The 12,081-nt window shown below is 37.2% G+C and carries 13 protein-coding genes; all 13 read left to right on the top strand.

The annotated features are described in order from the left end of the window. The first annotated feature begins 6 nt into the window (after nt 1–6). The 13 genes from AB1K89_RS04585 to AB1K89_RS04525 all read left to right on the top strand — a co-directional run bounded on the left by AB1K89_RS04585 (nt 7) and on the right by AB1K89_RS04525 (nt 12,014). Nucleotides 7–504 carry a flagellar protein FlgN gene (locus AB1K89_RS04585; protein ID WP_413053611.1) on the top strand — a complete coding sequence of 166 codons (498 nt, stop codon included), beginning with the start codon at nt 7–9 and terminating at the stop codon, nt 502–504. A 15-nt stretch (nt 505–519) separates the two neighbouring features. After that, entirely contained in the window at nt 520–2,064 is a 1,545-nt protein-coding gene (gene flgK, locus AB1K89_RS04580) for a flagellar hook-associated protein FlgK (RefSeq protein WP_413053610.1), read from the top strand. 19 nt (nt 2,065–2,083) lie between these two features. After that, nucleotides 2,084–2,992 (top strand): flagellar hook-associated protein FlgL, encoded by a 909-nt coding sequence (flgL, locus tag AB1K89_RS04575; RefSeq protein WP_413053609.1) that lies wholly within the window; start codon nt 2,084–2,086, stop codon nt 2,990–2,992. A gap of 55 nt (nt 2,993–3,047) precedes the next feature. After that, entirely contained in the window at nt 3,048–3,602 is a 555-nt protein-coding gene (locus AB1K89_RS04570) for a DUF6470 family protein (protein WP_413053608.1), read from the top strand. A gap of 111 nt (nt 3,603–3,713) precedes the next feature. Beyond that, entirely contained in the window at nt 3,714–4,151 is a 438-nt protein-coding gene (fliW, locus tag AB1K89_RS04565) for a flagellar assembly protein FliW (RefSeq protein ID WP_413053607.1), read from the top strand. Between the two features lies 1 nt (nt 4,152). Then, nucleotides 4,153–4,377: a carbon storage regulator CsrA gene (gene csrA / locus AB1K89_RS04560; protein ID WP_413053606.1), complete on the top strand. Its 225-nt coding sequence runs from the start codon at nt 4,153–4,155 to the stop codon at nt 4,375–4,377. Between the two features lie 242 nt (nt 4,378–4,619). Continuing rightward, a complete protein-coding gene (hag, locus tag AB1K89_RS04555) occupies nt 4,620–5,504 on the top strand; it encodes a flagellin Hag (protein ID WP_413053605.1) in 885 nt (294 codons plus the stop codon). Between the two features lie 95 nt (nt 5,505–5,599). Next, nucleotides 5,600–7,228 carry a glycosyltransferase gene (locus AB1K89_RS04550; RefSeq protein ID WP_413053604.1) on the top strand — a complete coding sequence of 543 codons (1,629 nt, stop codon included), beginning with the start codon at nt 5,600–5,602 and terminating at the stop codon, nt 7,226–7,228. Nucleotides 7,229–7,253: 25 nt separating this feature from the next. Further along, nucleotides 7,254–8,729, top strand: coding sequence for a CDP-glycerol glycerophosphotransferase family protein (locus AB1K89_RS04545; protein ID WP_413053603.1), 1,476 nt, complete (start codon nt 7,254–7,256; stop codon nt 8,727–8,729). Between the two features lie 125 nt (nt 8,730–8,854). Continuing rightward, complete coding sequence (locus tag AB1K89_RS04540) at nt 8,855–9,493, top strand: IspD/TarI family cytidylyltransferase (protein WP_413053602.1); 639 nt, start codon at nt 8,855–8,857, stop codon at nt 9,491–9,493. Next, nucleotides 9,465–10,079 carry an SDR family NAD(P)-dependent oxidoreductase gene (locus AB1K89_RS04535; protein WP_413053601.1) on the top strand — a complete coding sequence of 205 codons (615 nt, stop codon included), beginning with the start codon at nt 9,465–9,467 and terminating at the stop codon, nt 10,077–10,079. Before AB1K89_RS04540 ends, AB1K89_RS04535 begins: the two co-directional genes overlap by 29 nt. Beyond that, a complete protein-coding gene (locus tag AB1K89_RS04530) occupies nt 10,076–10,495 on the top strand; it encodes a secondary thiamine-phosphate synthase enzyme YjbQ (RefSeq protein WP_413053600.1) in 420 nt (139 codons plus the stop codon). Before AB1K89_RS04535 ends, AB1K89_RS04530 begins: the two co-directional genes overlap by 4 nt. 88 nt (nt 10,496–10,583) lie before the next feature. Next, nucleotides 10,584–12,014, top strand: a complete 1,431-nt coding sequence (locus tag AB1K89_RS04525) for an SGNH/GDSL hydrolase family protein (protein ID WP_413053599.1) — start codon at nt 10,584–10,586, stop codon at nt 12,012–12,014. The last annotated feature ends 67 nt before the right edge of the window (nt 12,015–12,081 follow it).

Raw genomic sequence — 12,081 nt, 5'->3', positions numbered from 1 at the left:
ATCCCTATGTCCATCGACACAATCCTTTCCATACTCGACAACTTGGAAAAACTGCATAAGAGCCTGCTTCGCATCGCAAACGAAAAAACGGCGCTCATTAAAAACGGCGACATCGCTTGTCTAGACCAGCTCATGAAAGACGAGCAGGCTCACCTCGCAGCCATCGTTCAAATGGACAACGACCGGCAAAAAGCGGTCATCGCATACCTCAAGGGACAAGGACGTCCCGTGCCGATGAACCCGACAATTGCCAACCTGATTGAAGCAACACCCGAACCGGAGAAGAACCAACTTGAGGAGGCGAAGGACCGTCTCCTGCATGCGATTCATGAATTGAAATGGCAAAACGACCTGAACCAGAAACTGACGTATCAATCCCTTCAATTCGTGAATCTATCGCTGGACATGATCCGCCCGCGTCTGGAATCGGCAACCTACTCAAAAACTGAAATAAACGGCAGAAAAAAGAAGAAGGACATACCGAACTTCGATTCGCAAGCCTAAGGAGGAACACTCACCATGCGCTCCACATTCATGGGACTCGAAACAAACAAACGCGGCTTGTTCACACAACAATCCGGCTTATATACAACCGGCCACAACATCAGCAACGCCAACACACCCGGCTACTCCCGCCAACGCGTCAACATGCAGGCGACAGCCGGCTTCCCAGGTGTCGGTCTCAATACACCGACAATGCCAGGGTTCCTGGGAACAGGCGTGGAAGCAGGCTCCATCCAACGGATCCGAGACTCCTTTGTAGACCATCAGTTCAGACAGGAATCGAATAAGTTAGGATATTGGGAATCGAGATCGAAGGCTATTAGTCAGATGGAAGATGTCCTAGCAGAACCATCCGCATACGGTTTGCAACAATCATTGAGTGAGTTCTGGTCATCATTGCAGACGCTCGCGGCAAACCCTGAAAACGGGGGAGCACGAGCAGTCGTCGTACAACGCGGGGAAGCTGTGGCAGATTCCTTTAACTACATGCATAAATCCTTGACCGAAATCCAAACGAATCTCGGCAAAGAAATCGGCGTCTCCACGAAGGATATCAACACCATGCTCGAACAAATCGCGGATTTAAACCGTCAAATCGCGCAAGTGGAACCGAATGGCTATATGCCAAACGACTTGTACGATGTACGAGATATGTTGTTGGATGAACTATCAAGCTATGTACCGATTGAAACGTCGTATGAGAAATCCGGTGGTCGTGCTTTGCCGATTGCGGAAGGTACGGTAACTGTATCTTTAAGAATGAAAAATGGTCCTGCTATTGAACTCGTAAAAGGTAAGGAGTTTGGAGAAATAGAACCAAACCCTTCAACACTTATCAATCCAACTACAAAAGAAAATATAGCTATAACGGGCATGACAATAAAAGATGCGAGCGGAACATCAGATGATTATACGCATTCAGATTTCCTGGATTCAGGAAAATTAAAATCGCTAGTCGATTCATACGGTTATACAGATGTGACAACGGCAAAAGGTCTCTACCCAGATATGATTGCTGAGTTGAATAAAATGGCCGCAGCTTTCGCAAATGAAATGAATAAAGTTCACACTTCAGGTACGGACCTTCATGGTAATAAAGGCACTAATTTCTTTGACGCGAAAGTGCCTGGAGATGCGTTTACAGCTGCAAATCTTGTCGTAAATGAAAAATTAAAAAAAGATCCGAATTTATTAGCAGCGTCAAACTCTCCAGCCGGCTCTGCTGAAGTTGGAAACGGAAAAAATGCGAAAGCACTTGCAGATGTCCAATTTAGTGGATTAACAGATTTAGGCGGTTCGACTATTCAAACCTATTACTCAGGTGTCATAGGGAAATTAGGAGTCGATGGACAACAAGCCGAACGTCTTACATTTAACACGACAACACTACTTGGAGCTGTCTCCCACCGAAGAGACTCCATCAGTTCCGTCTCGCTAGATGAAGAGATGACCGACATGATTAAATTCCAGCAGGCGTATAATGCTTCTGCTCGGATGATTACAGTCGTAGACGAAACGCTCGACAAAATCATCAACGGTATGGGTGTAGTCGGCCGATAAGAAGGGGGAAACAAATTAAATGCGCGTAACACAATCTATGCTATCCAACAATATGCTCCGAAACTTATCCACGAGCTACAACAAAATGGGCAAGCTACAAGAACAGCTGAGCTCCGGTAAGAAAGTGAACCGCCCATCTGATGACCCCGTCGTCGTTATGAAAGGAATGGGCTACCGGATGCAAGTCGACAAAGTTGCTACATTCCAGAAGAACCTCGGAGAAGTGAACAACTGGCTTGATAGCTCCGATGACGCGCTTGACGGCGTCGGACAAGCTTTACACCGTGCAAAAGAGCTCGTAACGAATGCAGCGAACACAGGGGCAATGACACCTGAAGACCGCGAGAAAATAAAGATTGAGCTTGTGCAACTTCAAAAACAAATACAGGACCTTGCTAACACTAAGGTTGGGGACAAATATATCTTTAGTGGAACAATGACTGACAAGCCACTCTACGACGATGGTAACGGTGGATATCCTCAATTGAGTACGAATCCGAATAATCCAGCAACTACTTTGACCGCATATGAGAAAGGTATTGAAATCGAAGTTTTCGATGGAGTAAGTCTTAAAGTCAATACAGCCGCGGGAGAAATGTTCAAGAAAATAAATGATATGTTTGAGGGTATTTCTCAAATCGGTGCAGATGGAGAAGGCTTTAGCAATGGAATTTCAACTATTGATGGCTTAATGAATGACGTCCTAACAGCCCGCGCAGACATCGGAGCACGCTCCAACCGCGCGGAACTAATGCACAACCGTCTTGAAATGCAAGAGGGCGCAGCGAAAAAACAACAATCCGAAAACGAAGACATCGACTACGAAAAGGTGATCACTGAAATGATTACCCAAGAATCGATCCATCGCGCGGCTCTATCGGTAGGCGCTCGGATCATTCAACCATCTCTAGTAGACTTTTTACGATAATTAATAATGAGGGCGTTTGGAAACTTTCCGAACGCCTTTCTAAAAGGTGAATCCTATGAACATCCCACAACTACAAATTCAAACAACCCGCGGTATCTTAGGACTTCATATAGATAAACCAATCCAGGAAATCGATCAGCCAAGAGCAACGCTCACCCAGGAACAACCTGCTGCCATCCTGGAAATGTCTACGTCAGGACCGCAACTTTCATTGGATACGACCGAAGTTCGTGCGGATATCGATTTGAAAAGTGCATTGAGACGGTCAGCTGAAAATGCCCAATACGGCCACCAAAGTGTCATGGAAGGCATCGCACGCCGAGCGCAAGAAGGCCAACAACTCGTTCAAATCGAAAACGGCGGTAATGCAATAGTCGACATCGCCAAGCAGAACGGCACGCCACCCCAAAAGCAACTGGATATTCGATTTGTCGGTAATCGAACAAAAATACAAATGGCTTTCCAACCTGGTTCACTTACGATCATTGCAACACCTCAAAAGGCAATCAACAACGTCCAACTCAATAAACCAATCCATAACTATACACCTGGCAAAGTGACCGGTGTAATGGAACAACACCCTTCCATCCAAATTGATTGGAAGATATGAAGAACGTCATCTAAACGTTCTTTTTTTATGCAAGAAAACAGTAACGTGCTATGCTATTTGAAAAGAAATAATAGGGGCACCGCAAGTAATCTCAACAAAGGAGCGACAAACATGAACATCCAAACAAAATTCCACGGCGAAATTGAAATCCAATCGGACCAACTTTGGAACTTCCCAAAAGGCATCCCAGGATTTGAAGAAGAAAAAGAATTTCTCCTTCTTCCTATTGAAGGAAACGATATGTTCCAAGTATTGCAGTCTAGAAATACGCCAACAGTTGCGTTTATCGTCACAAATCCGTACACATTAGTTGCTGACTATTCATTCGATATTGACGAACCGACAATCGAACTGCTCAGCATCGAAAAACCGGAAGATGTATTCGTACTCGGTATACTCACACTAAAACAGCCATTCGAAACATCGACAATCAACCTGCAAGCACCACTTATATTCCAAATGAACTGCAGAAAAGCAAAGCAAATGATCTTAAACGATAACAGTTTTACAACCCGCCACACAATCGGCCAATCGAAGGAGGCAAAATAACATGCTAGTCCTCTCTCGTAAAACGAATGAAACGATCAAAATCGGTGATGACATCGAGATTCGCATACTTGAAGTTAAGGGCGACGCAATCAGAATCGGTATAGAAGCTCCGAAAAATATAGACATCCTCCGAGGTGAACTTGTACAGTCAATCACCGATACAAATACAGAGGCACTTACATTAGATGCTTCCCTCTTTTCTCAGCTAACAAAGAAAGAGCAATAACTCCTCAGAGTGGATGCCTTGTAATATTTCCAGGCATCCATTTTCAAACCGAAACGTACTTTCCTTAAAATAAACTAAAATTCAACAAAAACTTTTAGAAAACGCTAAACTCCTAACCAGCTTGTCCGATACTAATAGTGTAAGCGGCAGTAAAGAGTTCGGCCGGCTCTTACTCCGTGAGCAATAAACTATCTAGGGTCACAAGGACGTGAACCCATAAACACTCAAGGAGGAAAATTATAATGAGAATTAATCACAACATCGCGGCACTTAACACACACCGTCAATTAGGTGCTAACAACATGCAAGCATCCAAAAATTTGGAAAAACTATCATCAGGTCTGAAAATCAACCGTGCAGGAGACGATGCTGCAGGTCTAGCAATCTCCGAAAAAATGCGTGGTCAAATCCGAGGCTTGGATATGGCTCAGAAAAACGCACAAGACGGTATCTCTTTGATCCAAACTGCAGAAGGTGCTTTGAACGAAACACATTCTATTCTTCAACGTGCTCGTGAGTTGGCTGTTCAATCAGCTAATGATACTAATACACAAACAGATCGCTCTGAATTGCAAAAAGAATTGAATCAATTACTTGAGGAAGTAGATCGTATTGCCGATAATACGGAATTCAATACTAAAAAACTGCTAAACGGTGATCGTAACGGATCAGCAACTGACCAAGGATTAGTTTTCCATATTGGAGCTAATAATGGACAAAAAGTATTATTAGAAATTAGTTCTATGAAAACTGATGCTATTGGAACAAAAGCTTCTGGTTCAGGTAGTACTGCAGTTACTGCGAAAATGATCTCTACCCTGAAAGATTCTGGAATTACAACACAAGCGAATGCAGATGCTGCAATAACTACTTTAAACGATGCTATTGAAGCAGTTTCGGGAGAGCGTTCTAAGTTGGGTGCTATGCAAAACCGTTTAGAACATACAATAAACAACCTGGGAACATCATCTGAAAATCTAACGGCTGCAGAATCACGTATTCGTGATGTTGATATGGCAAAAGAAATGATGGAATTTACTAAGAACAATATTCTTACTCAAGCAGCTCAAGCTATGCTTGCACAAGCGAATCAGCAACCGCAAGGAGTACTTCAATTACTTCGTTAATAAATGAACCTATCTCAATAATGAGGTAGGTTCACCAAAAAAGTCGTACTTAAGTACGGCTTTTTTGATGAACTTATACTTAGGATGTGATATATATGAAACCGTTTTTATCTATTTGTATCATTATGAAAAATGAAGAAAAAGTGCTCGAAAGATGTCTTGATTCTATAAGTGGAATAGCCGATGAAATAGTTATTGTTGACACGGGTTCCAATGATGACTCTAAGAAAATTGCCTATCGATATACTGACAAAATTTTTGATTTTAAATGGGAAAACGATTTCTCAAAAGCTAGAAATTATGCTGCATCGAAAGCAAAAGGCGATTGGATTTTTGTTATTGACGCTGATGAGTATGTAGATAGAACAGCTTTTAGAAAACTGAAGACTGACCTTGTTAAAAACCCACCTATATATAATATCATAGCCTTTCAGATAGTAAGTTTTGTTGGAGAGAGAGGTCAAAATACATCATTAAACTACCATGAACGTTTATATAGAAATGATGGAACAATTACTTACCGTAGGAGTATCCATGAGTGGTTAATGCATAAAGATCCCGCAATGGAAAGAAGAGGATTTATTGATTTTGAACTTTACCATTCAGGATATATGTCAAATACGAGAAAACTGAAAAATAAAACAAACAGGAATCTCACGATACTATTAGATAACAAATGCAAAGAACCAATTGATTACTTTTATATAGGAAATGAATACAGAAACTTGGATGATTTAGATAAAGCTATTTATTTTTATCAAAAAGCATATAAATTAAAACCGGATTTCGATAAGGATTGGGTTGTAAAGCTACTGCTATATTTATCTGAAGCATTACATCAAAATGATAGAGATAATGAAGCGATGGAAATATTATTAGCATGTGAAGAAATATATCCAAGGCTGGTTGATTTCAAATATTATAAAGGAGCAATCTACTTTAAGAAGCAACTGTATGAAAAAGCGAGAGCAGTATTTGAGGATATTCTTTTACAAAAGGATAATCTGATTGCTGAAACTAGTATAGATTTTATGGAGTTGTTGCCATTAGAGTTTTTAGGAGAAATATATGAAATAGAGAATGAACTTCAGAAAGCGGTCCAAAGTTATTCAAAAGCATTAGCTTTGAACGAGGCGAGTGATGAATTATGGAAGAAATTAATTTCTTTACTTGGAAAATATTCTTCTTTAGAAGAATTGACTGCTTTTTTGAATGACAATATGTTGAATAGAAGTTTTATGACTCCAGTTAGGGTAGTGAAAATTTTACTTTCTGTTCCAATTCTTAATGTGCAAAAATTAAGTCGTTCCTTTTTGGATCAATCAATTCTCTCAATTATTGAGAATGAAGCCCTTTTGTTAAAAAATCTGCAGTTAGATGGAAATGAAGATGAGGTTAGTGAAATACTAAAAGGGAAGACCCAACAAGAAGTTGTCTTAATACTTTCCACACGTTTTTTTAGTGTAATTGACTTTATATTATTGGCTTTAAAAACAGGGAACAGTGAATTCAAGGAAAGTTTGTATAGTATTAACTACGATCAGTCATTAGAGAATTTGTATAATATGATTTTTATGAAAAAAAATAGAAAACTCTCTCTTACTGAAGAAAATTTGTTTATATCTATTTATGATCAAGCAAAGGTGTTACAAGATATAGAATCAATAAAGGCTTTGTCTGGAAAAAGAGCCTTTTTAAGCAAAAACACGAGAGAGAAAATTTAAAAATAATTAATAGAAGGAAAAAAAAATGCGATTTTCACTATATATTAAAATAAAAGATATGCTAACAACTTTAACCGAGGTATTTCAATATATTCAAAGTGGTAATGATAGAGAGCTATGTATGCAATTATGTCTGGATAGCCTTGAATTCATAGAGGCTATTAATAAGGCCCTTAATGATAACAAAAATAGCATATCTGATAGGCTAATTGAACAATTAGAGTTGATAAGTGAGAAGATAAATTATTTCTATAGGAAATATAAAGATGGTAGTGTTGAAGATTGTGAATTCAATATTCTATTAGATGAAGTGAAAGTAGTACAAATTTTATTTGCACAAGATGTAAAATTGGTTTATCACATCGTTTTCTTTGCAGAGCTTGGACAAAAGTGGGATTCAATGAAGAGTGTTTATGATGCTTTCAAAAAACGAGATGACTGTAGTGTCAAGGTTGTGCAAACACCAATTTTCAGGGCGGTTGAAAAAGAAGCAGGAGAGATTGAAACTGATGTTATCTATGAAGATTATTTAACACATTTGGGAATAAAAAATATACCATACGATGATTATGATTTATCACAAGAGCTACCAGATATTGGATTTATAAGTAACCCTTATGAAGGAGTTACACTGCCACAATTTTGGCCGGAAAATATTGCAAAGTACACTAAATTGGTTTATATCCCTTACTATACAGAAATGAGCATTAATGATGCGAGTATTCAGGTGAATTGTGAATTACCTGTGGCTAGGCATGCTTGGAGAATAATTTCCCAGTCTGAAAAAGTAAAAGATATGCATGTGAGGTATTCGTTGAAGAAAGGTGAGAATGTTTTAGTGACAGGATTACCAAAATGGGATGGTATGTGTGATTCCATTATTTCATCGAATAAGTTTAACGAAGAGTGGAAGCGAAAATTAAATAACAAGAAAGTATTTCTATGGAATAGTCATTTCGATATTAACTCGCAAACCTCAACTTTTCTGGAATATGGAAGATCTATTATTGATTTATTCTCAAAAAACGAGGATATTGCGCTTATTTGGCGTCCGCATCCTATGACGGATACAATCTTCAAACTATACCTGCCGGAATATGCTGATCATTGGGAAGAGAGTAAGAGCATTGTTGAAGGTTCAGGAAATATGGTTCTTGATACAAATAATTCCTATGATATTGCATTTGAATTTTCTGATGCGTTAATCAGTGATTATAGTTCTATGATTGTACAATACCTATTTACCCAAAAACCAATTCTGGTTTTGCAAAAGGGAAATGGAGCAGTAGCTAATACTGAGGAACTAGTACAAACTAGTTTACTTGAACAAGCAAAAAATCAGTCGGACATTGAAAGGTTCATCACGAACATAAAAAAAGGTATTGATGAAAATCTTAGCAAAAGAATGCAAATTATTTCTGATGATTTACCCTATGCAGATGGGAAAATTGGTGAGCAAGTTTGTCATCTTTTATTGGCAGAACTTCAAAAACAAGCATAAGTGGATACAACAAAGAGACAAAGTTGATAAAATAAAAGGTTACAAATATTGTAGGGGTAATAAAACGAAAATTATAAACTTGACATAACTTGAAAATCTTCGGGAAGACAAAGAGGGTGTGAAAAATGTCGAATTACGGAGCAATTGTATTGGCTGGAGGTAAGGGGAATCGCTTTAATGGGAAGAAGCAATTTGTAAGTTTAGATGGGAAAGTCCTTTGGAAGCATGTGTATGACAAGGTGGCCAATATTATCGGCTTGGATAATATAGTTGTTGTTGGAGTAGATTTACCGGGCGGTAGCACCAGATCAGAATCTGTCAAAAAGGGAATTAATTATCTTAATAGCGATACAGAAAGAGTAATAATCTTAGAAGCTGCTCGCCCTTTAGTCAAAGAGGAGCAAATAAAAGAACTATTATTATGTACACATCCTTCAGCTTCATTTGTTATGCCGCTAATTAATACTGTCGTTAATAGAGATGGAAGTTTTTTGAATCGAGAAGAAATGTATGAATTACTAACACCTCAAGCATTTGATTTTGCACTTTTAAAACAAGCGTATAATAGTAACAGGTTTTTTGATATGACTGATGAAACACGTGTAATATATGAATACCATAAAATAAAACCTTTTTTTATTGAGGGGGAAGAAAACCTAATTAAACTCACTTATAAAAGGGATTTACATGTGATTGAAGCTATGTTAAAACAACAAAGAAAAGAGATGATAATTAATGAAAAAGGTAATTATAACCGGGGGTAATGGGGATATTGCAAAAGGGATTATAAGTGAGTTAAAAATCAATGGAGAATATGAAATTTATGCCCCTGGAAAAGAAGAGATGGATGTAACAGACATTAATTCAGTTAAAAATTATATCAACTCAATCGATCCGGATATTTTAATAAATAATGCTGGATATATTGTCCCGACTACAATTTCTGAATATGATATTAGAAATGATAAAAAGTCTATTGAAATAAATTTATTCGGCTTATTTAATTGTACGGGAGCAGTATTGAACAAAAACAGTGAAGCAATTGTAATTAATATCGGTTCTTCAGCCGGAACCAAAGCCCGTGGAGAGTGGAGTTCTTATTGCGCAGCTAAGGCTGGCGTTATTATGGCAACAAAGTGCTGGGCGGATGAAGGAGTAAAAACTATTTGTATATCACCTGGACGAACCGCAACTAAGATGAGAAAAGCATTGTATCCCAATGAAGATCAAAACACCTTATTAACTACGAGTCAATTTGCACAAGTCGTATTAAAAGCAATTAAAGGGGAATACGATTATGGGACAAACATTGACGTGAATATACATAATATAGAGGAGCTATTACAGTGAATAGGAAATTTATCACCATAAAGACTGAAAAACAATTCACGCCCTTGAATGATATAATAGCAGATTTTATTAAAGACGAAAAAGGAGACGGTATGGTAAATATCTTTACTTCTCATACCACCTGTGCAATTAAAATTATCGAAAACGAAATATTGCTGTTAGCAGATATAAATAATTATTTAGATGAAACATTTCCAATGGACAAGAAATATATGCATGACAGGATAGAAATACGTGACGTGCCTATAAATGAAAGAGTTAACGGTTACTCACATATGAGGCAGTTGTTTTTTTCAACAGCTGAAAATATACCTGTTAAAGATGGTAAATTACTGCTCGGAAAATGGCAAACCGTGTTTTTAATCGAATTTGATCCAATCCGGGACAGGGAAGTTATTCTGACGTATGTAAACTGATAAATAATGGATAATTGTTCGGGGTATTTGTTTTGACCCATACGATGCGAATTAATATCAAAGAAATAATTTCAAAGGGGGGGGAGTATTGGAAATAAACAAATCAGAAAAGGTTTCTATAATTAAATTGCTTGATAAATTATACGTTCTATTTTCCAGGAAAAATAAAACTGAATTAGAATTTATTAACCAATTACCTATTGTAGTCAATATCTTGGAAAAGATACATCCCATTTTTAGAAGCAATGATCTTTTTGTTCCATTTTTCAATTATACTTACAACTTGATGTCTAATCAGTCTAGTATAAACGCTGCCGATGAGAAAATAAAAAAGTTTCTATTGCTTTTGGAAAAATTCGAGCTTTCATTGATAGGAAACACTAATTTTGATGTTTTTTTAAATAAAGGTCTAAGTAAAAAGAACATCCCGTTTAATACAAAGTATGTAGATAAAATAATTGATGTATCCAGTCAAACAGAAGAAGATTATGAAAGAGGACATAACTTTTCTGTCTTAATCAGTTCTAATCAGTTGGATAGACAAGAAACATCCTATGACTTTATACTTGATTTAGAAAAAATATCCGATTTATTAAATCTTATTGCCGATGGAATTAATAGTATTGATTATTATATGTATGATAAACTTTATCTTGAAGCAAAATTAGAAAGTTTAAAAAAACGCCAAGATATTCAGATCCTATTAGCAGGTTCTTCATATACGATGTGTGGATTATTTGAAAAACAGATGCCACTTCCCGCTAGAAATGTAGCAATAGATGCTCAGGATTTATACTATACACTAAAAACAATCAGGACAGCACTTGATTATAATAACGATATTAAATATTGTATCATTTCATTTGCTTATTATTTTTGGGGTTACGATTTATCGCTTTCAACATCTACCTATCAATATAGACGGATCACTGAGGTGAATTATCCCATATTTAAGGACAAGCGCAACTTTCCAGGAATTCCAGACGAAGATATAGTTTCTTTATTAAAATCTGCCACCCCTCTGGAGAAAAAAATATTATCGCTCGATTTTATCGAAAAGAATTATTTATCAAAGATAAAAGAACGCTTGCAAAACTCAAATTACTACCCCTATGAACGTATCGATAGTGAAGTAATTAAAAATGATGAATCGACGAATGAAAAAAATGCTGAAAAACGGGCTTCTAGCCATAACAAGTTTTTCAAGTATAAGGAAACAGTCAAAGAAAATCACAAGTTATTTTCAGACTTTTTATCTGAGATGAACTCTAAAGACATAAAGATTATTTTGTTTGTGCCCCCAGTTACGGTATATTATCGTAAGTTTATTTCTCCGGCAATAGTTGATGATTTTTACAAGTACATGAAGCAGCTTCAAAAACAGTATGACTTTAAATTGGTTGATTTATTTAATTCAGATGTATTTAAGGAAGCTGATTTTGCAGACTATGATCACCTTAATGATCTAGGAGCTAAAAAGCTTGGTGATATTCTAATTAAAGAATTGGGCTATAAATAATATAAGTGACTATAGTAACCTACAGTATAAGGTCTATTAGATTGGTCATTAGTGAAGCTAATGTGCG

Origin of the sequence: Sporosarcina pasadenensis (genome assembly GCF_047228845.1) — a bacterium.
Classification (GTDB): domain Bacteria; phylum Bacillota; class Bacilli; order Bacillales_A; family Planococcaceae; genus Sporosarcina.
The sequence above is the reverse complement of the archived record's forward strand: the minus strand, read 5'-3'. Positions and strand labels throughout refer to the sequence as shown.

Coding starts and splice junctions, on each gene's coding strand:
- AB1K89_RS04585 (WP_413053611.1), top strand. CDS start 7: ATGTCCATCGACACAATCCTTTCCATACTCGACAACTTGGAAAAACTG.
- flgK (WP_413053610.1), top strand. CDS start 520: ATGCGCTCCACATTCATGGGACTCGAAACAAACAAACGCGGCTTGTTC.
- flgL (WP_413053609.1), top strand. CDS start 2,084: ATGCGCGTAACACAATCTATGCTATCCAACAATATGCTCCGAAACTTA.
- AB1K89_RS04570 (WP_413053608.1), top strand. CDS start 3,048: ATGAACATCCCACAACTACAAATTCAAACAACCCGCGGTATCTTAGGA.
- fliW (WP_413053607.1), top strand. CDS start 3,714: ATGAACATCCAAACAAAATTCCACGGCGAAATTGAAATCCAATCGGAC.
- csrA (WP_413053606.1), top strand. CDS start 4,153: ATGCTAGTCCTCTCTCGTAAAACGAATGAAACGATCAAAATCGGTGAT.
- hag (WP_413053605.1), top strand. CDS start 4,620: ATGAGAATTAATCACAACATCGCGGCACTTAACACACACCGTCAATTA.
- AB1K89_RS04550 (WP_413053604.1), top strand. CDS start 5,600: ATGAAACCGTTTTTATCTATTTGTATCATTATGAAAAATGAAGAAAAA.
- AB1K89_RS04545 (WP_413053603.1), top strand. CDS start 7,254: ATGCGATTTTCACTATATATTAAAATAAAAGATATGCTAACAACTTTA.
- AB1K89_RS04540 (WP_413053602.1), top strand. CDS start 8,855: ATGTCGAATTACGGAGCAATTGTATTGGCTGGAGGTAAGGGGAATCGC.
- AB1K89_RS04535 (WP_413053601.1), top strand. CDS start 9,465: ATGAAAAAGGTAATTATAACCGGGGGTAATGGGGATATTGCAAAAGGG.